The sequence below is a fragment of the Amycolatopsis sp. NPDC003861 genome, assembly GCF_053605405.1.
In genome coordinates, this window is sequence record NZ_JBSGJD010000007.1 from 57,920 (window position 1) to 75,345 (window position 17,426).

Consider the following 17,426-nt stretch of genomic DNA (forward strand, 5'->3'; position numbering starts at 1 on the left):
CCGGGCGCGGACGGCTCAGTGGATCCGGTACGGCTGGACGACTTCCGTGCACCACGTCCCGGGATCGGACTGGGCTTCCGGAGAGGTCAGGTAGACCTCCCAGGCCGCGCCGGCGAGTTCACCGTCGTGCTCGTGCACCCAGCAAGCCAGCGCGCCGTAGGCGGGTTCCATCGTGTCGTACGGCCCCACGTGGACCGTTTCCACGACCGGGCCGGCCGGCAGGGTCGACGGCCGGACGCCGTCGACCGGCGCGATGGGGGTACCGACGGGGAACCCCGCCTCGACGTGGAACCGGCCGTCGGGTTCCCGGCGGTAACGCGCGAACGGCGGTCCGGCGGGCACCCGGCCCTGCGCGGTCAGGACCCCCGCGATCGTCGCGTACTGCCGACCGAGCCAGGCTCCGATTCCCGCGACGTCCAAGACCGCTTCCGCCACCGCCGTCGGCTGTTCGTTCCGGTTCCCGGCCTGGATCTCGTACGTCCGCATAGGGGCAGCTTCGCGGGAGCGTGCCGGCGATCCGTAGAGTCGTCCGTCCTCCAGCGGCAGGCCGATGGTCCTCGTCCCGCCCACCGCTCCCGAGGTCCGCGCCGGAGGTGCCTTTCGGCCCTTCAGGCCGGGCGGACCCGGCGCGTACCAAGAGGGCCTGCTCGTCGCGACGGAGAGGACCTGGCAGTGACAGCCCGGATCGCGGTGCGGAGGTGACCGGCGGCGCGGGCGCGGCACTCGGTTTCGCGGCCGCCGTGCTCGCGGCCCTTCTCGACGGCACCGCGACCGTCATGCTGGCGACCGCGTCGCAGCGCACCGGCTCCCCTTGGCTCGGACGCGGCCTGCGCTACGCGGCCGGCTTGACGGTCGACCTCCTCGGCTGGGGACTGACCGTGTTCGCCTTGCGGTTCCTGCCGGTGTTCGCGGTCCAGTCGCTCGTCGCTACGCAGACAGCGTTCGCCGTGCTCCTGGGGCACGCCGTCCTGCGATCGGCACTGCGCGGAGCGGATCTGCTCGGAATCGCGACCACCGCGCTCGGGCTCGGCCTGGTCGCCGCGGGCGCGACGCGGGACACCGGGTGGACCGCCCCGCCGCCGGTGGTCCTCGTCGTCCTGCTGGCCCTGCTCGTGTCCGTGCTCGCCGGGGCGGCCGCCGCGGTCCGGTGGGGCACCGTCGCCCGGTCCGTCCTCGCCGGCTGCGCCTACGGCGGTGCGGTGCTCGCGATCCGCGCCCTCATGCGGGATCCCGGTGCCACCTCGAGCGTGGACGCGCTCCTGGGGCAGCCCCTGACCTTCGTGACCATCGCCTTCGCGATCGTCGGCGTCGCGCTGTACGCCACCGCGTTGCGCCGGGGCACCCCGGCCGTCCCGAGCGCGATCGTCACGATGACCGAGGTCTTCTTCCCGGGGTCGCTCGCCATCCTCCTGCTCGGCGACCGCGTGCGGCCCGGCTGGTGGGGGTGGTCGGGTGCCGGCCTGGTCATCGCCGTCGCCGGAGTCACCGTCCTCGTCCTCCGGCAGGCGGACCGGACCGGGGACTGAGCAGCCTCGGTCACCTCTCCGTCACGGGTCCAGCGCGACGACGGCCTCGCCGATCCCGTGGGCGATCACCCGGCGACCGCCCGCCTCGTCGAGCAGCTCGGCGACCGGGACGTTGTCGGCCAGGTAGGTGGCGGTGAACGTGGTGAACCCGTGCGCCACGGCCGCTTCGGCGAGCATCCGGACGAGCGCGGTGGCCAGGCCGACGCGCCGCCATGCCGGATCCACCACGACGGCGATGTCCGCGACCCCGGGTTCGGCGGTGGCCTCGTACCGCGCGATGCCCACCCCGTGCCCGTCCGGGGCGCGCGCCACGAGGGCGTAACGGCGGTCGTAATCCAGCTCGGTCAGCCGGCGAAGCAGTTTCGGCGTCACCCGGGGCGGCGGGCCGCAGAATCGGCGGTACAGCGTCTCCGGGTCGGCGTGTTCGATCGCCGACCCGAGCTCGGCGGCGTCCGCCGGGGTGAGCAGGTCGACCTCGACGGCCCGCCCGTCGCCGAGGTGGACGATCGCCGGTGCAGCATCCTCGGTGCTGTCCATCGCCACCTCCGGAGCGCTGATCCGGCCACGATGCCACGCCCTCACCACCCCGTCCAGTTCGGCGGATACGGACTTTCCCCGGCAAGCGAGGACTTTGTTCGCTTTCCGGGAACGCCCGCCGGCGCGACTCTGCGGATGCCGGAACACGCCACCGGAAGGGAGCTCACCTCATGCCGAAATTCCCGGTGAAATCGGCGATCGCCGCGGCCGTCGGCGTTGCGCTCACGGGCTTCCTGGTCGCGGCGGGCCCGGTCTCGGCCGTCCAGCCGCCGACGACCACGACCACGTCGACCTCCACCACGGCCACGACCAAGCCGACGAGCACCACCGGCACGACCGCGACCACCTCGACCGGACCCACCAAGACCGTCACCTCGACGCCCAAGACCCCGGCCCGGCCGGTGCCCAAGGGCGGCGTGGAGACCGGGGGCGGCGGCACCGCGCCCGACGGCCCGGGCGCATGACTCGTCAGCGCTGGGCACACGGTCGCCGGGGCGCGCTGCTCCTGGCAGCCGTGGTCCTCGCGGTGCTGACCGCCGGGCGGCACCACGAACCGGTGGCCGCCCCTGCCCGCCGGTACCGGCGAGCAGTGCGCCGTCCGTCAAGACCACGCCCGGACTGCCGCGGGCGGAGCCGGTGTCCGTGGCGATCCCGCGCATCGGCGCGCAGTCCACCCTCGTTCCGCTGGGCCTCAACCCGGACGGCACCCTCGAAGTGCCGCCGGTCAGCCGGCCGATGCAGGCCGGCTGGTACGCCCTGGGTCCCACGCCCGGGGAGAACGGCCCGGCGGTGATCGTCGGCCACGTCGACGGCAACCGGCAGAAGGGCGTGTTCTACCGGCTCCGGGAACTCGTGCCCGGCGACCCGGTCCTGGTGGCCCGCAAGGACGGCACCACGCTCACCTTCGTGGTGTCCCGGGTGGACAAGGTCGACAAGGACGAGTTCCCGTCCGATGCGGTCTACGGCGACACGCCGGACCCCCAGCTCCGCTTGATCACCTGCGGCGGCAGCTTCGACCGGACGGTGCACAGCTACCGGGACAACATCATCGCCTACGCCAAGCTGAAACCCTGACCGGACGGCGCCGGCAGCGGATACGAACGAAAAGGAGGGCCATGTTCCGTCAGTCCAGAGCCATCGTGCTGACGACGACCGCGCTGTTGCTCGGCCTTTCCCCGGCGGCGACCGCCGGATCCGACGGCAGGCTCGCCGTGCAACCGGCCAGAGGCCCCGCCGGCAGCCAGGTCGCAGTCCGGGTGGAGTGCCCGGAGGAACAGCCGTTTTTCTTCCGGCCACTGCTGCCCGTCGAATCGTCGGCGCTGACCGTCGCGGGGACAGTGGACGCCCTCCGCTCGACCGCCGAGCTGGCCGCGACCGTGCGGACCGTGCCGCCGGGCCGGTACTCGGTGTCGGTGCGCTGCGAAGGCCGGGGCGGCAACGGCCTGATCGCGTACCGCACGCTCACCGCGATCTTCACCGTCGTCCCGAAAACCGCGCCGCCTTCGACGCCGCCGAAGAAGCCCCAGGTTCCGCGGGTGCCCCGAGGAGGCGTCGCGACCGGCGACGGATCGGCGTCCCTTACCCGATCAGGCATCGAGAGGTGACGTCAGCCTGTCCCGCACCGCGCGGACGACCTCGGGAACGGCGGCCCGCACCGCCGGGGTGAGGCCGGTCCCGAGGTCGAGCTCCGCCGCCTCGACCGCGTACACCACCAGCTCCTTCGGCACCCGGCCGAGCGCCGCCCCGAGCCGGATGGCGTCCGGGATGCCCAATGCGTGCGAGCTCGCCGAGCTCGCCCGGGGCGGCCAGCCATCCACAGTGGACGTCCACACGCGACCCGGGGTGGACGGCTCGCACAGCACGGCGTCGACGATCACCGCCGTGTCCACGTCGGACCAGGCTTCGAGCAGGGCGGCCGGTTCGCCGTCGCACAGCACCGTACGGACGCCGGGGATCGGGTCCGCGTCCAGCGCGTCCAGCACGGCCACGGCGACGCCGTCGTCACGCCGGTACTCGTTGCCCACGCCGATGACGACCGCCCGGGTCACCGGCCCTCCCAGGTGATGTCGAGGAAGTGCGCGGCACACGAAATGCAGGGGTCGTAGTTGCGGATCGTGCGTTCGGCCAGGGTGGTCAGCTCGGCGTCGTCGAGGTCGAGGTGGTCTTCGACCACCCGTCGCAGGTCGGCTTCGATCGCGGCCTGGTTCTGCGAGGTCGGCGGGACGATGGTCGCGGCGCGGAGCAGCCCGTCGGGGCCGAGTTCGTAACGGTGGTACAACGTACCTCGCGGTGCTTCGCTGATTCCATGGCCGGTTCCGGCGCGCGGAGGTACCTCGACGAAGGCGCGTGGCGGACGTTCCCACGCCTCGATGATCCGCAGCGCTTCCTCGATCGCGTACACGATCTCGACCCCGCGGACGAGGATGCTGCGGAACGGGTTGCGGCACGCCGGCCCCAAACCGGCCTCGGCCGCGGCCTGCCGGGCGGTCTCGGGCAGCTGGGCCGAGTTGAGGGTGTAGCGCGCGAGCGGCCCGGTCAGGTAGCGGTGGCCGTCGAGTGAGGCGTGCAACGCCGTCGAATGCGGGACATGGGTTTCGACGACGTGCTCCGGGAATTCGCGCGGGGTGAACGCCAGACCGGAGGTGGTGTGCAGGCTGCCATCCGCGATGGCGTAGCGGCCCGGCTCGGCCGCGGCCAGGAGGTCGTCGTCCAGTTCCCCGTCGGGGAAGTCGAACCCGGCGGTCCACCGCACGGTCGCGAGGGCGTCGTCGAGGGCCCGCCGCAGTGTTTCGGCGAGCGGGCGGAGGTCCGCGCGCGTGGGCAGCGAGTAGAAGCCGCCGACCCGGACGTTGACCGGGTGGATCGCGCGGCCGCCGATGGTCTCCAGCAGCGTGTTCCCCGCCTTCTTCAGCGCCAGGCCGCGTTCGACGACGTCGCGGTGCCGGGTGGCGAGGCTGATCGCGTCCGGGTGGCCGAGGAAGTCCGGGGCGTGCAGCAGGTAGATGTGCAGGGCGTGGCTGGAAATCCATTCACCGCAGTAGAGCAGCCGCCGTGCGGCGGCGATCCCGGGGTCGAGGGTGACGCCGCAGGCGTCTTCGATCGCGTTGCACGCGCTGGTCTGGTAGGCCACCGGGCAGATGCCGCAGATCCGGGCGGTGATGTCCGGCGGCTCGGTGTGCGCCCGGCCGCGCAGGAACGCCTCGAAGAACCGCGGTGGCTCGTAGATGTTCAGCTCGGCCCGTTCGACCCGCCCGTCGGCGATCCGCACGCGCAGCGCGCCTTCGCCTTCGACCCGGGCCAGCGAGCTGACCTTCAGCTGCCGGCTGCGGTGGCTCACGGTTCCTCCCGGCGCGTTTCCGTGACGGTGAAGGTGCTGAAGACGCGGTCGACGTCGTCCTCGCTCATCCCGCGCGAACGCAGCAACGGGATCAACACCGGGGTGTTGGGTTTCGCCATCGGCCCGAAGCAGCCGAAGCAGCCGCGGTGGACGCCCGGGCAGAGCGCGCCGCAGCCCGCGCGGGTCACCGGGCCGAGGCAGGGCGTGTCGCCGGCGACCAGCAGGCAGGTGAGCCCGCGGCGCTTGCAGTCGGTGCAGACGCTGGTGTCCGGCAGGTCGGGCGCGCGCCCGGCGAGCAGCGCGGTGATCGTGCCGAGCAGCTGGCCACGGTCGATCGGGCAGCCGTGCAGCTCGTAATCCACCGGGACGTGCGCGGCGACCGGCGTCGACGTCGCCAGCGTGTCGATGTACTGCGGGTGCGCGTACACGATCGAGGCGAACTCCCGGACGTCGGCGAAGTTCCGCAGGGCCTGGACCCCTCCCGCCGTCGCGCAGGCCCCGATCGTGACGAGCACCTTCGAGGCGGCCCGCACCTCCTGGATGCGGTGCAGGTCGGCCGGGGTGGTGATCGACCCTTCGACGAGCGACACGTCGTACGGACCGGGGACTACGGCGCTGGACGCCTCGAGGAAGTGCGCGATGCGCACCCGCCCGGCCAGCTCCAGCAGTTCGTCTTCGCAGTCGAGCAGGGTCAGCTGGCAGCCGTCGCAGGAGGCGAACTTCCAGACGGCCAGCGTCGGCGTCGTCATCACAGCTCCTTCACGGCGAGCAGCGGGCCCGCGACGGTGTAGTCGACGACCGGGCCGTCCCGGCAGACCAGCAGCGGCCCGAGCTGGCAGTGGCCGCACAGCCCGATGCCGCACTTCATCGCGCGTTCCAGAGAAACCCGGATCGCCGCGGCGGGAACTTCCTTCGCCAGAAGGATTTCCGCGCAGGCGCGCATCATCGGCTCCGGACCGCAGAGGAACGCGCGGGTCTGCCCGGGGTCGAGCTTCAACGCCGACAGCGGCTCCGTCACGAAGCCGACCGGCCCGGTCCAGCCCTCGGCCGGGCGGTCGACGGTCCGCAGCACCTCGACGTCGTGCCGCCGTGCCCAAGCGTCCAGTTCGTGCGGGAACAGGAACTCCGCCGGAGTACGGGCCCCGGCCACGACGACCAGCCTGCGGTACCGGGCCCGGTCGTCGAGGACCGCGGTGAGCACCGGCCGCAGCGGGCACAGTCCGGCCCCGCCGGCGACGATCACGACGTCGTGCCCGGCCGCGTCCTCGACGTCCCAGCTCGTGCCGTACGGACCGCGCACACCGACCACCCGGCCCGGGGAGAGGTCGTGCAGCGCCCGGCTGACCGCGCCGACGGCGCGGATGGTGTGCATCGGCCCAGGACCGCTGACCGAAATCGCCACCTCGCCGATCCCGTGGGCGTACAGCATCATGAACTGCCCGAGCCGCGCTTCCGGCACCGGTTCGCCGACCGGCTCCAGCCGGACGGTCACCGAGTCGGCGGTCTCCACGACCCGTCCGGCGACCCGGTACGGCACCGGCACCATCGCTTCGGCCGTCACGAGCAGCCCCCGGCCAGTTTCGCCGCTTCCTCGGTGATGTCGATCCCCGCCGGGCACCAGGCGATGCACCGGCCGCAGCCGACGCAACCGGACATCCCGAACTGCTCGTGCCACGTGCCGAGCTTGTGGCTGAACCACTGGCGGTAACGGCTCGCCCCGGAGATCCGGACACTGCCGCCGTGCACGTAGGAGAAGTCCAACTCGAAACAGGACGCCCAGCGCTGGTGGCGTTCGGCGTGCTCGCCGGATAGGTCGGTGACGTCCTCGGTGGTGGTGCAGAAGCACGTCGGGCACACCATGGTGCAGTTGGCGCAGGTGAGGCAGCGGCTCGCGACCTCCTCCCACAGCGGGGACTCCCGGCTTTCCCGAATCACCGACGGCAGCTCGACGGCCGGCATGGCCCGGCCCATCCGGTCCGCGGCGGCGGCTACGGCTTCCCGTGCCGCGCGGACTTCGGCACCGCGGGCCGGCCGGGTGCCGACCTGGGCCAGCAGGCGGGCGCCGTCCGGGCTGCCGACGTCGACGACGAAGCGGTGCCCGTCTTCGTCGATGCGCTCGGTGAGGCCCAGGTCGTACCCCGGCCCGGCCGCGGGGCCGGTGCCCATGGACGCGCAGAAGCACACTTCGCCCGGCTCGGTGCAGTTGGCGGCGATGATGAACAGCTCGGCACGGCGACGCCGGTACGAGCCATCGGGGTGTGCGCCGTCGCCCAGCACGCGGTCGAGGACGGCGATCGCGGCGAGATCGCACCCGCGCACGCCGAGGAACGCGTAACGCGGCTGCTGGGGCTCCTCGACCGTGAACCGGCCGTCCGCGGTGGCTTCGAAGAGCTTTCGACGCGGCGGGTGGAGCCAGCGTTTCCAGCCCTGGGGTCCGGCCGAGTGCCCGAACAGGGCACCGTCGGCGCGCCGGCGGAGCCGGTAAAAGCCCGGTCCCGTGGTGACGCCCCACCCCGCCGGGAGCTGCCCGGCCGAGTCCAGCTCGGCGAGCACGATCGCGTCGTCGCGCACGGTCGGCCCGATCACCCGGTAGCCGTCGCGGATCAGCGCGTCCACCAGCTCGCCGAGTCCCGCGAGGTCGATCGTCACCGTGCCGTCGCTCGTCATCCGGACCTCCCGGGAGCCACTGAACCGGCGGTGCCGCGAACGGGCCTAGGGCCGAAGGTCACCGCCACGGGTACTTCGTGCCCTGTCCGCCGGACGGCCCGGAGGGGAACCGTGTGGTCCGGACGCGGGAGGCGGGATGGCGGAGACACCGGGCGGTGACCGGGTGCGGATCGACGTGCGCGGAACCGTGCAGGGTGTCGGGTTCCGGCCGTTCGTCCACCGCCTGGCCACCGAGCTGGGCGTCGGCGGCGACGTGCGCAACGCCGGGGGCCACGTCGTGATCCGCGCGGCGGGCGGCCGGGTGGCCGACTTCGTCGCCGGGCTCACCACCTGTGCGCCACCGCAGGCCCGTGTCACCGGCATCGACGTCACCAGGCTGACCGACCGGGTGACGCTCGGCCCCGGCTTCCGTGTCGCGGCCAGCGTCGAAGGCCGCGGCGGTGAGGTGCCCCCGGACCTGGCGACCTGCGCCGACTGCGTCCGCGAGCTGTTCGACCCGGCCGACCGCCGCTACCGCTACCCGTTCCTCACCTGCACCGCCTGCGGCCCGCGCGCGACCATCCTCGAGCGGCTGCCCTACGACCGCAGCCGGACCACCATGCACTCGTTCCCGCTGTGCGCGGCGTGCGCGGCCGAGTACCGGAACCCGGCGGACCGGCGGTTCCACGCCGAACCCATCGCCTGCCCCACGTGCGGTCCGCGACTGAGCTGGACGCCGGACGTGCACAGCGAAGACGCCCTCGCCGCCGCCTGCACCGTCGTCGCGGGCGGCGGGATCGTCGCGGTCAAAGGGCTCGGCGGCTACCAGCTGGTCTGCGACGCCGACGACGAGTCCGCGGTGCGCCGGATCCGGCAGGTCAAGGACCGGCCCGCCAAGCCGCTCGCCGTTCTGGCCGGCAGCCTCGGGGACGTCCGTCTGCTGTCCGAAGTGGACGATGAAGCTGCCGCCGTGCTCACTTCGGCCGCGGCGCCGATCGTCCTGCTCCCCCGCCGCCCCGGCGCACCGCTGGCCGAGGGCATCGCACCCGGCCTCGCCGAGATCGGCGTGTTCCTCCCGACCACCCCGCTGCACCACCTGCTGCTGGCCGAGCTCCGCCGTCCCTTGGTCGTCACGAGCGGCAACCGCGCGGGCGGCCCGATGGTCGTCGACGACGCCGAGGCGCTCGCCACCCTCGGGCCGGTGACCGACGGCGTCCTCGCCCACGACCGGCCGATCCGGTCCCGATCCGACGACTCCGTCGTGCGGCCCCGGCACAGCCGCACCACGACGATCCGGCGGGCCCGCGGGTACGCGCCGGCGCCGCTGCCGCTGCCCTTCGCGGCCCCGGAACCGCTGCTGGCCCTCGGCGCGCAGCTCAAGCACACCTGCGCGCTCGCCCGCGACGGCCTGGCCCACCTCGGCCCGCACACCGGGGACCTGGAGGACGCCCGCACGCTCGCCGCGTTCGAATGCACCGCCGCGGACCTGGTCCGCTGGCTCGACGCCGAACCGGTGTGGTGCGCCCACGACCTGCACCCGGGCTACCTGTCCACGCAGCACGCCCGGCGCTGGCCCGCCGGACGCCGGATCGGTGTGCAGCACCACCACGCCCACGTCGCGGCGACCGCCGCGGAACACGGCGTCTCGACACCGTTCGTCGGGGTCGCGCTCGACGAGCTCGGGCTCGGCGACGACGGAACGCTCTGGGGTGGTGAAGTCCTGCTCGCGGGCTACCGGGAGTTCCGGCGGTTCGCCCGGTTCGCCACGGCCCCGCTGCCGGGTGGCGCGGCCGCGGTGCGGCGCCCGGCTCGGATGGCGCTGGGTTACCTCTACGGGGCCGAATCTTTCGACGACACCGTGCCCGGACACCTCGCCGGCTCCCTGCTGACCCGAGTGGACAGTCAGGAACTCGCGGTCGTCCGCACCATGATCGCGCGGGACGTCAACTGTCCGCGTGCCTCCAGCGCCGGACGGCTCTTCGACGCCGTCAGCGCCTTGCTCGGCCTCTGCGACGACAACAGCTACGAGGGCGAAGCGGCCATCCGCCTGGAAGCGGCGGCCTTGCCGTACGACGCGCGGAAAGCGCTCGAATGGGAGCTGCACGAGCGGGACGGCCTCTGGGTGTACGACCCGGTCCCCACCCTCCGCGACGCACTGCAGTCCGCGGCGAACGTCCCGGCCGGGGAGGTGGCCGCGCGGTTCCACCGCACCATCGCCGAAGTCGTCGTCACGCTCGCGGTGAAGGCCGCCGACGCCGCGGGGACCGACGTCGTCTGTCTCGGCGGTGGCGTCTTCCAGAACAGCCTGCTCACCGCGAACGTCGTCGACGGGCTCACCGCCGCGGGCCTGCGGCCGTTGACCGGTGCGCGCGTCCCGATGAACGACGGCGGCATCAGCTACGGCCAGGCAGCGATCGCCTGCGCCCGGATGAACGGGAGGTGAGCCCGGTGTGCCTCGGGGTACCCGGCCGGATCGTCGCGCTGACCGACGGCCCGGCCCTGCTCATGGGCACCGTCGACTTCGACGGGGTGCGGCGGCCGGTGTGCCTCGCCTACACCCCCGAAGCCGGGGTGGGCGACTACGTGATCGTGCACGTCGGGTTCGCGATCAGCCAGGTCGACGAGGCCGAAGCCGCCCGGACGCTGGCCGTGCTCCGCGCGATCCCCGACGCACTGGCCGGCGAACTGGGGCCGGAGTTCGCGTCGTGAAGTACCTCGACGAGTACCGCGACCCCGTCCTGGCCCGCCGGCTGCTGGCCGAACTGCGGGCGACGGCCACCCGGCCGTGGGCAATCATGGAGGTCTGCGGCGGCCAGACGCACACGCTCGTCCGTCAGGGCATCGACGAGCTGCTGCCGGCGGGCATCAGGATGATCCACGGCCCCGGTTGCCCGGTCTGCGTCACCCCGCTGGCGACGATCGACGCCGCGGTCGCCATCGCGGCCCGCCCGGACGTGGTCTTCACCAGTTACGGCGACATGCTCCGGGTGCCTGGCACCGCGGGCGACCTGCTCGGCGTGAAGGCCCGCGGCGGCGATGTCCGGGTCGTGTACACCCCGCTGGACGCGGTCCGAATCGCCCGCGAGCACCCGGACCGGCAGGTCGTCTTTTTCGCCGTCGGGTTCGAGACCACCGCGCCGGCCAACGCCATGGCCGTGCTGCACGCGGCCGCCACCGATCTCGAAAACTTCTCCGTGCTGGTGAGCCACGTCCTGGTGCCACCCGCGATCACGGCGATCCTGGACGCCCCCGACAACCAGGTGCAGGCCTTCCTCGCCGCCGGGCACGTCTGCGCGGTGATGGGCTGGACCGAGTACGAGCCGATCGCCCAGCGCTACCAGGTGCCCATCGTGGTCACCGGGTTCGAGCCGCTGGACCTGCTCGAAGGCATCGTCATGGCGGTGCAGCAGCTCGAAGCCGGGCGCGCGGCCGTGGAGAACCAGTACGCGCGGGCCGTCCGGCGGGAGGGCAACACCGCCGCGCAGCAGGCCGTGCGCCGGGTCTTCCGGGTCGGCGAGCGTACCTGGCGCGGGATCGGCCCGATCCCGGCGAGCGGGCTGGTACTCACCCCCGAGTTCGCCGCCTTCGACGCCGAAGCGCGCTTCCCGACCGGCGGGACACCCGCGGTCGAGCACCCGGACTGCATTGCCGGGCTAATCCTGCGGGGAACCGCGATCCCCACCGACTGCCCCGCCTACGGCACCCGCTGCACCCCGCTCACCCCGCTCGGCGCACCGATGGTGTCCACCGAAGGCACGTGCGCGGCCTTCCACCACGCGGGCCGCCGGAAGTCCACTGTGGAGGCACGATGACCACCATCGACCCGGAGCGGCTCACCTGCCCGCTCCCCGGTACCGAGACCGAACGAATCCTGCTCGGCCACGGGTCCGGCGGCCGGCTGATGGCCGATCTGATCACGACCGTGATCGCCGGCGAGCTGGGTGAGCCCGGCCCGCTCGAAGACGCCGCGCTGATCGGCGGGGAGCTGGTCGTCAGCACGGACGGCTTCGTGGTCACGCCCCGCTTCTTCCCGGGCGGCGACATCGGCTCGCTGGCGGTTCACGGCACCGTCAACGACCTCGCGATGCGCGGCGCGCGACCGATCGCGCTGACGCTGGCGTACGTGCTGGAAGAGGGTCTGCCGCTCGCCGAGCTTCGCGAAATCACGGCTTCGGTGGCCGCCGCGGCGCGCGACTGCGGCGTCCGCGTCGTCACCGGCGACACGAAGGTGGTCGGCCGCGGCGCCGCCGACGGCTGCTACCTCACCACCACCGGCATCGGCAGGCGGCTGCCGTCCGCGACCCCCACAGCGGCGGGCGGTGTGCCCGGCGACGTCGTCCTGCTGTCCGGCCCGATCGGCGCCCACGGGACGGCGATCCTCAGCGTCCGCGAAGGCCTCGGTTTCGAAGCGGACATCCGTTCGGACAGCCGCCCGCTGCACCGGCTCGTCGCGGCGATGGTCGAAGCGGGCGGCCACGACGTCCACGCCCTGCGCGACCCGACGCGCGGTGGCCTCGCCTCGGCGCTGAACGAGCTCGCCGAAAGCTCGGACGTGACGGTGGAGATCGACGAGCCCGGGCTCCCGGTGCCGGCCGCGGTGGCCTCGGCGTGCGAGCTGCTGGGCCTCGATCCCCTGCACGTGGCCAACGAAGGCTGCCTGGTCGCGTTCGTCGCCCCGGCGGCCGCCGACGCCGTACTGGCGGCGATGCGCGCGGACCCGGCCGGCCGCGAAGCGCGGGCGATCGGCATGGTCGGCCCGCCCGGCGGACCGGCTCGTGTCTTCGCCCGCACTCTCGTCGGTTCGACGCGGGTGGTCGACATGCTGATCGGCGAGCAGCTGCCCCGGATCTGCTGAGCCGGCTACCAGCGCCGCCACGCGCCCGATGAAAGGTTGACAGCGGCCCCGGGCGCAACCCGCCCCAAAGGTTGCCTTGGGGCGCATCGGCCCGAACGTCGAAGAACCTGCGACGCGCGACACTAGTGCGCTCACGAACGCCTTACCGGGCCCGCGGACTTCGGTCCCGCCGCCCGGTGACCTCGGCCCCTGGGGTTCCCGCGCCACCCGGCGCAGCCTGGGCTGGTTCACCCGAACCTGCTATCCCAGGACGCCGCCGATGAGCACTTCGCAGATCCACGCGTTGAGTCACGACCGTTGCCGCGCGCTGCTCGCTTCGGTCCCGCTCGGCCGGGTCGCCTTCGTCCGCGACGGGCGGCAGGTGATCCGGCCGGTCAACTTCACCGTGACCGGCGACGCGGTCTGGCTGCGCTCCGGCCGGAACTCCTGGGCCGACCGGATCGACGGCCAGGCGGTCACCTTCGAGGCCGACGCCTACGACCCCGGCGACCACACCGGCTGGAGCGTGATCGTCACCGGGGTGGCCGCCCTGGTCACCGACGTCGCGATCGTGGCGGCCCAGTTCGGCCCCGGCCTGCGCTCGTGGGCTCCCCCGCCGCGGGACCGTCTGCTGCGGATCGGCCTCGACCGGATCGACGGGCGGCGGATCGCCCTGCGGCCGGACGCCGACGACGCGACCGAATCGGGCGTGCCGTGAAGCCGGACGGCCGCAGTCCCGGCGTGCCGCCACGCCCGCTCGCGAGGTGACCGGCGCGGACGCTAGTGGTGCGCCCGCGGCCGCCGGATCGTCTCCCCGCCTTTGCGGTGGCGGGTCCGGCCGTACTTGGTCTCGAGCACGCTTTCCAGCTTGCGCGCAGCCCCGTGGCACGCTTCGAGCACCGATCCGGCTTCGTTCGTGACGACGACGGGTGCCTGGCCGGCGGGATGCGCCTCCAGCACGCACCGCCGGTGCCGGCTGCCGGGGTTCGCGTCGCCGCCGACGTGCACCTGCAGGGTGCCGATCTCCCCCGAGAACCGCGCCAGTACCGTCGTCAGCTCGGTTTCGAGGCGCTGGGCCAGGTCGTCGCCGCCGTGGACGTTCCCGCTGGTGTTGATCCTGATCTCCATGCCCCGATCGTCTTCGCCGCGCACGTGCGGTCCCAGGTCCGGAAGTCCCCGGCCGGGAGGACCAAAGGCGTCCGGCAGCGACGGTGACCCGAAGTCCCCGGACACGAGGCCCTCCGGCTCTCCCGTCCCACCCCGGCCCGGTGCCACGGTGGGAACCGGAGGCGAACTGGGACTGCTTCGGCGCCCCGGCCGCGCTGTTCTGCTACCTCGACCGTGACCTGTGCCGGCCCCAGTGGTCCGACGCCGGCATGTACCTGCAGACCGTCATGCTGCTGCTGCGCGCCGAAGGGCTGCACAGCTGCCCGCAGATGGCGTGGGCGAAGTTCCACGAGACCGTCGCAGAAATCTTGGCGCCGCCGAAGGAACTCCTCCTCTTCTGCGGCCTGTCGATCGGGTTCGAGGACGCCGCGGCCGACTCTTGCCGCACACCCCGGGCTCCGCTGGACGAGACCGTCACGTTCGTCGGCGTCTGACCACCTTTCCCTTCCGTTCACCAGATCAGGAGTTCGTCATGGCCACCTTGCTGCACCTGGACACGTCCGTCTGGCCGGAGTCCGTCTCCGCCTCCCGGCCGGTCACCGCCGCCTTCCGGGAGGCGTGGGACGAGCAGCACCCGGACGGCACCGTCGTCTACCGCGACCTCGCCGCCGAGCCGATTCCCCACCTCGGCACCGCCGGCGCCGAAGCCGGATTCACCGACCCGGCCACCCACACCCCGGAACAGGCCACCGCCTTCGCCCGGCGCGTCGAACTGGCCGAGGAACTGGAGCGCGCCGACGTCGTCCTCATCGCCGCCCCGATGTACAACCTCACGATCCCCTCGACGCTGAAGGCGTGGCTGGACCACGTGGTCATCGCGGAGCGGACCGCCGGCGCCGGCTCGTCGGTCGCCGGCACCCCGGTCCACGTCGTCGCCAGCCGCGGCGGCTCCTACGAACCCGGCACACCCCGCGAGGGCACCGACTACGTCCGGAACTACCTGACGGCCGTCCTCGGCGGCACCATGGGTATGAGGGTCGACTTCATCGTCCCCGAACTCACCAGGGCCCACCTCCACCCGGCCATGGCCGCACTCGTCCCGAAAGCCGAAGCATCCCGCGCGAAGGCTCTCGAAGACGCGGTGACCAAGGGAAAGGCCGCCGCGCGGCACGCCGCAGCCTAGGCAGGTAGTCGACGCAGTCCGCCGGCGCTCCTTGACCGCCACCGCGGCGATGACCAGTGCGACCGACGGGTCGGCCCACGACCAGCCGAACCAGGCGTTGAGCAGTAACCGCCGCACGGCGGCCATGCCCGGTATCGACGACCGAACCGGGCCGGACGCACTCCGCGCCGACGGCGACTTTCGGCGCGCGCAACGCGGTCGCTGCGACGGCCCCACTGGAAGCCCGACGCGTCTGGACGGCGAGACCACCCGAACACCTCAGGTTTCCCCTCGGCGCCTCCGGGAACCCGGACCGCGAACCGCACCCCGATCCGAGGAGGCCACCCGTGGCCATCGCGTCCGTCAACCCGGCCACCGGGGAAACCATGCGCACCTTCGACGAACTCACCGACGAGCAGGTCGAGCAGAAGATCGCGCGCGCCGCGGCCGCCTTCCGCGAGCACCGCCGCACCTCCTTCGCCGAGCGTGCCGAGCGGCTGCGGCGGGCCGCGGACATCCTCGAAGCCGAAACCGACGAGCTGGCCCGGCTCGCCACCCTCGAGATGGGCAAGACGCTCGCCTCCGCCAAGGCCGAAGTCGCCAAGTGTGCGAAGGGCTGCCGCTGGTTCGCCGAGCACACCGAAGCCCTGCTCGCCGACGAGCCCCACGACGTCGGGGACGCCGACGCGAACGTCTTCACCCGCTACGAACCGCTCGGGCCGGTGCTCGCGGTCATGCCGTGGAACTTCCCGTACTGGCAAGTGTTCCGCTTCGCCTGCCCCGCGCTGATGGCCGGCAACGTCGGCCTGCTCAAGCACGCGTCCAACGTCCCCCAGGTGGCGCTGGCCATCGAGGACGTCCTGCGCCGCGCCGGCTTCGCCGAAGGCGTCTTCCAGACGCTGCTGGTCGGGTCCGGCAAGATCGAAGCGATCATCGACGACGACCGCGTCCGGGCCGTGACCCTGACCGGCAGCGAGCCCGCGGGCCGGCAGGTCGGCGCCCGCGCCGGGCAGAACGTCAAGCCCAGCGTGCTCGAACTCGGCGGCAGCGACGCCTTCATCGTCATGCCCTCGGCCGATCTCGACGCCGCCGTCGACGGCGCGGTCACCTCGCGGATGCTCAACAACGCCCAGTCGTGCATCAACGCCAAGCGCTTCATCGTGCACGAACAGGTCGCCGAGGAGTTCACCCGCCGTCTGGTGTCCGCAATGGAGGGACTGCGTATCGGCGATCCGATGGCCGAGGACACCGACCTCGGCCCGCTGTCCTCCCCGGATGCCGTCGAGACGCTGGCCAAGCAGGTGTCGGACACCGTCGCGGCGGGCGCGCGCCTGCTGACCGGCGGCCACCCGATCGACCGGCCCGGCAACTTCTTCGAGCCCACCGTGCTCGCCGGCATCCCCGACGGCTCCCCCGGGCACCGCGAGGAGTTCTTCGGCCCGGTCGCGCTGCTGTGGACCGCCCGCGACGTCGACGACGCCATCCGCATCGCCAACGACTCGACCTTCGGCCTCGGCGGCAGCGCCTGGACCCGCGACGAGACCGAGCAGCGGCGGTTCGTGAACGAAGTCGAAACCGGGATGATGTACCTCAACAAGTTCACCGAGTCGACGCCGGAGGTCCCGTTCGGCGGCGTCAAGAACTCCGGGTACGGCCGCGAACTGGCCGGGTTCGGCCCGCGCTCGTTCGTCAACGCCAAGACCGTGTGGATCGCCTGAGAGCCGCCGAGGCCGGGTTCTCGCCCCGCCCCGATTCGCGCTTCGGCGGAGGGCTAGAGCCGGCCCGCGGGACCCGGCGGCTCGCGCACGGCAAGCTCGCTTTCGAGGATCTCCTCCAGCTTCGCCGCCGCGCGCATCGACCGCCGGCACAGCACACCGATCACCACACCGACCACAACAGCCACGCTGAGCACGATCGACACCACCGACGAATCCGCGACCCCGATGACAGCCGCCGTGGCCAGCAAGATGATCGCGGACCGCCACCGCAGCTGCGGGCGGGCATGCCTGGGCCGATGGGTCGGCATCCCGAGCAAGGGCTGATGTGCACTCATCCCGACGACCCTCCATCTTGTCGAAAGACCACCGCTCCGGATGCCCGGCGTCACTAGTGGTGACGTAGTGTCGTCACATCATTCCTTCGATCGAGCACCTTGGCGAGCCTTCGCGCGCACCTCACCCGAAAACCACACCTCCGGGTAACTTCGGCCACCCACACGGACGTATTCGCACGCCCACGGGTGTCACCCCAGTAGACGGGCGTGATCGTTCCGTGTCG

General features: G+C 72.7%; 21 protein-coding genes and 1 pseudogene. 12 read left to right on the forward strand and 10 right to left on the reverse strand.

Translation table 11 applies throughout. The annotated features are described in order from the left end of the window. Positions 1-15: 15 nt before the first annotated feature. A complete protein-coding gene (locus ACWEVN_RS03735) occupies positions 16-486 on the reverse strand; it encodes a GyrI-like domain-containing protein (protein WP_452050115.1) in 471 nt (156 codons plus the stop codon). A 212-nt stretch (positions 487-698) separates the two neighbouring features. Here ACWEVN_RS03735 and ACWEVN_RS03740 point away from each other — a divergent pair, with 212 nt between their 5' ends. Next, positions 699-1,526 (forward strand): hypothetical protein, encoded by an 828-nt coding sequence (locus ACWEVN_RS03740; protein ID WP_452050116.1) that lies wholly within the window; start codon positions 699-701, stop codon positions 1,524-1,526. A 21-nt stretch (positions 1,527-1,547) separates the two neighbouring features. Here ACWEVN_RS03740 and ACWEVN_RS03745 read toward each other — a convergent pair whose 3' ends face one another. Then, a complete protein-coding gene (locus ACWEVN_RS03745) occupies positions 1,548-2,063 on the reverse strand; it encodes an N-acetyltransferase family protein (protein ID WP_452050117.1) in 516 nt (171 codons plus the stop codon). Positions 2,064-2,233: 170 nt separating this feature from the next. On the opposite strand from ACWEVN_RS03745, the gene ACWEVN_RS03750 reads away from it, so the two are divergent. The 3 genes from ACWEVN_RS03750 to ACWEVN_RS03760 all read left to right on the forward strand — a co-directional run bounded on the left by ACWEVN_RS03750 (position 2,234) and on the right by ACWEVN_RS03760 (position 3,667). Further along, the gene (locus tag ACWEVN_RS03750; protein ID WP_452050118.1) at positions 2,234-2,527 is read left to right on the forward strand and encodes a hypothetical protein; all 294 of its coding nucleotides are present in this window, start codon (positions 2,234-2,236) and stop codon (positions 2,525-2,527) included. A gap of 178 nt (positions 2,528-2,705) precedes the next feature. Next, entirely contained in the window at positions 2,706-3,137 is a 432-nt protein-coding gene (locus ACWEVN_RS03755; RefSeq protein ID WP_452050119.1) for a class F sortase, read from the forward strand. Between the two features lie 41 nt (positions 3,138-3,178). Further along, positions 3,179-3,667, forward strand: a complete 489-nt coding sequence (locus ACWEVN_RS03760; RefSeq protein ID WP_452050120.1) for a hypothetical protein — start codon at positions 3,179-3,181, stop codon at positions 3,665-3,667. Here ACWEVN_RS03760 and ACWEVN_RS03765 read toward each other — a convergent pair. The 5 genes from ACWEVN_RS03765 to ACWEVN_RS03785 are packed head-to-tail and all read right to left on the reverse strand — an operon-like array spanning position 3,650 to position 8,067. Further along, on the reverse strand, positions 3,650-4,111 hold the full coding sequence (locus ACWEVN_RS03765) for a hydrogenase maturation protease (protein ID WP_452050121.1): 462 nt from the start codon (positions 4,109-4,111) through the stop codon (positions 3,650-3,652). The two genes, ACWEVN_RS03760 and ACWEVN_RS03765, sit on opposite strands and share 18 nt — an antisense overlap. Continuing rightward, a complete protein-coding gene (locus tag ACWEVN_RS03770; RefSeq protein WP_452050122.1) occupies positions 4,108-5,400 on the reverse strand; it encodes a Ni/Fe hydrogenase subunit alpha in 1,293 nt (430 codons plus the stop codon). The genes ACWEVN_RS03765 and ACWEVN_RS03770 overlap by 4 nt, the downstream gene beginning before the upstream one ends. Beyond that, positions 5,397-6,149 (reverse strand): NADH-quinone oxidoreductase subunit B family protein, encoded by a 753-nt coding sequence (locus ACWEVN_RS03775; protein WP_452050123.1) that lies wholly within the window; start codon positions 6,147-6,149, stop codon positions 5,397-5,399. Before ACWEVN_RS03775 ends, ACWEVN_RS03770 begins: the two co-directional genes overlap by 4 nt. Next, entirely contained in the window at positions 6,149-6,961 is an 813-nt protein-coding gene (locus tag ACWEVN_RS03780) for an FAD/NAD(P)-binding protein (RefSeq protein WP_452050124.1), read from the reverse strand. Before ACWEVN_RS03780 ends, ACWEVN_RS03775 begins: the two co-directional genes overlap by 1 nt. Then, positions 6,958-8,067 carry a 4Fe-4S dicluster domain-containing protein gene (locus tag ACWEVN_RS03785; protein ID WP_452050125.1) on the reverse strand — a complete coding sequence of 370 codons (1,110 nt, stop codon included), beginning with the start codon at positions 8,065-8,067 and terminating at the stop codon, positions 6,958-6,960. Before ACWEVN_RS03785 ends, ACWEVN_RS03780 begins: the two co-directional genes overlap by 4 nt. A gap of 136 nt (positions 8,068-8,203) precedes the next feature. Here ACWEVN_RS03785 and hypF point away from each other — a divergent pair, with 136 nt between their 5' ends. The 5 genes from hypF to ACWEVN_RS03810 all read left to right on the forward strand — a co-directional run bounded on the left by hypF (position 8,204) and on the right by ACWEVN_RS03810 (position 13,598). Further along, positions 8,204-10,489, forward strand: a complete 2,286-nt coding sequence (hypF, locus tag ACWEVN_RS03790) for a carbamoyltransferase HypF (protein WP_452050126.1) — start codon at positions 8,204-8,206, stop codon at positions 10,487-10,489. A gap of 5 nt (positions 10,490-10,494) precedes the next feature. After that, a complete protein-coding gene (locus ACWEVN_RS03795) occupies positions 10,495-10,755 on the forward strand; it encodes a HypC/HybG/HupF family hydrogenase formation chaperone (protein WP_452050127.1) in 261 nt (86 codons plus the stop codon). Next, on the forward strand, positions 10,752-11,858 hold the full coding sequence (hypD, locus tag ACWEVN_RS03800; RefSeq protein ID WP_452050128.1) for a hydrogenase formation protein HypD: 1,107 nt from the start codon (positions 10,752-10,754) through the stop codon (positions 11,856-11,858). Before ACWEVN_RS03795 ends, hypD begins: the two co-directional genes overlap by 4 nt. Continuing rightward, a complete protein-coding gene (hypE, locus tag ACWEVN_RS03805; protein WP_452050129.1) occupies positions 11,855-12,901 on the forward strand; it encodes a hydrogenase expression/formation protein HypE in 1,047 nt (348 codons plus the stop codon). The genes hypD and hypE overlap by 4 nt, the downstream gene beginning before the upstream one ends. A gap of 259 nt (positions 12,902-13,160) precedes the next feature. After that, a complete protein-coding gene (locus tag ACWEVN_RS03810; protein ID WP_452050130.1) occupies positions 13,161-13,598 on the forward strand; it encodes a pyridoxamine 5'-phosphate oxidase family protein in 438 nt (145 codons plus the stop codon). A 62-nt stretch (positions 13,599-13,660) separates the two neighbouring features. On the opposite strand, the gene ACWEVN_RS03815 is transcribed toward ACWEVN_RS03810, so the two are convergent. Beyond that, positions 13,661-14,008, reverse strand: a complete 348-nt coding sequence (locus ACWEVN_RS03815; RefSeq protein ID WP_452050131.1) for an HPF/RaiA family ribosome-associated protein — start codon at positions 14,006-14,008, stop codon at positions 13,661-13,663. A 140-nt stretch (positions 14,009-14,148) separates the two neighbouring features. On the opposite strand from ACWEVN_RS03815, the gene ACWEVN_RS03820 reads away from it, so the two are divergent. Together ACWEVN_RS03820 and ACWEVN_RS03825 are read left to right on the forward strand one after the other, a co-directional pair. Then, positions 14,149-14,481 carry a nitroreductase family protein gene (locus ACWEVN_RS03820; RefSeq protein ID WP_452050132.1) on the forward strand — a complete coding sequence of 111 codons (333 nt, stop codon included), beginning with the start codon at positions 14,149-14,151 and terminating at the stop codon, positions 14,479-14,481. A 38-nt stretch (positions 14,482-14,519) separates the two neighbouring features. Continuing rightward, complete coding sequence (locus tag ACWEVN_RS03825) at positions 14,520-15,170, forward strand: FMN-dependent NADH-azoreductase (RefSeq protein ID WP_452050133.1); 651 nt, start codon at positions 14,520-14,522, stop codon at positions 15,168-15,170. A gap of 21 nt (positions 15,171-15,191) precedes the next feature. On the opposite strand, the pseudogene ACWEVN_RS03830 reads toward ACWEVN_RS03825, so the two are convergent. Beyond that, a pseudogene (locus tag ACWEVN_RS03830) lies at positions 15,192-15,278 on the reverse strand (cobalt transporter); the annotation flags it as partial. Positions 15,279-15,496: 218 nt separating this feature from the next. Here ACWEVN_RS03830 and ACWEVN_RS03835 point away from each other — a divergent pair. Next, the gene (locus ACWEVN_RS03835; RefSeq protein ID WP_452050134.1) at positions 15,497-16,867 is read left to right on the forward strand and encodes an NAD-dependent succinate-semialdehyde dehydrogenase; all 1,371 of its coding nucleotides are present in this window, start codon (positions 15,497-15,499) and stop codon (positions 16,865-16,867) included. 53 nt (positions 16,868-16,920) lie between these two features. Here ACWEVN_RS03835 and ACWEVN_RS03840 read toward each other — a convergent pair whose 3' ends face one another. After that, complete coding sequence (locus tag ACWEVN_RS03840; RefSeq protein ID WP_452050135.1) at positions 16,921-17,202, reverse strand: hypothetical protein; 282 nt, start codon at positions 17,200-17,202, stop codon at positions 16,921-16,923. Positions 17,203-17,426: the final 224 nt, after the last annotated feature.

Excerpts from the sequence above, each read along its gene's own strand:
- ACWEVN_RS03735 (WP_452050115.1), bottom strand. The coding sequence starts at position 486 with ATGCGGACGTACGAGATCCAGGCCGGGAACCGGAACGAACAGCCGACG.
- ACWEVN_RS03745 (WP_452050117.1), bottom strand. The coding sequence starts at position 2,063 with ATGGACAGCACCGAGGATGCTGCACCGGCGATCGTCCACCTCGGCGAC.
- ACWEVN_RS03750 (WP_452050118.1), top strand. The coding sequence starts at position 2,234 with ATGCCGAAATTCCCGGTGAAATCGGCGATCGCCGCGGCCGTCGGCGTT.
- ACWEVN_RS03760 (WP_452050120.1), top strand. The coding sequence starts at position 3,179 with ATGTTCCGTCAGTCCAGAGCCATCGTGCTGACGACGACCGCGCTGTTG.
- ACWEVN_RS03775 (WP_452050123.1), bottom strand. The coding sequence starts at position 6,149 with ATGACGACGCCGACGCTGGCCGTCTGGAAGTTCGCCTCCTGCGACGGC.
- ACWEVN_RS03785 (WP_452050125.1), bottom strand. The coding sequence starts at position 8,067 with ATGACGAGCGACGGCACGGTGACGATCGACCTCGCGGGACTCGGCGAG.
- hypF (WP_452050126.1), top strand. The coding sequence starts at position 8,204 with ATGGCGGAGACACCGGGCGGTGACCGGGTGCGGATCGACGTGCGCGGA.
- hypE (WP_452050129.1), top strand. The coding sequence starts at position 11,855 with ATGACCACCATCGACCCGGAGCGGCTCACCTGCCCGCTCCCCGGTACC.
- ACWEVN_RS03810 (WP_452050130.1), top strand. The coding sequence starts at position 13,161 with ATGAGCACTTCGCAGATCCACGCGTTGAGTCACGACCGTTGCCGCGCG.
- ACWEVN_RS03815 (WP_452050131.1), bottom strand. The coding sequence starts at position 14,008 with ATGGAGATCAGGATCAACACCAGCGGGAACGTCCACGGCGGCGACGAC.
- ACWEVN_RS03825 (WP_452050133.1), top strand. The coding sequence starts at position 14,520 with ATGGCCACCTTGCTGCACCTGGACACGTCCGTCTGGCCGGAGTCCGTC.
- ACWEVN_RS03840 (WP_452050135.1), bottom strand. The coding sequence starts at position 17,202 with ATGAGTGCACATCAGCCCTTGCTCGGGATGCCGACCCATCGGCCCAGG.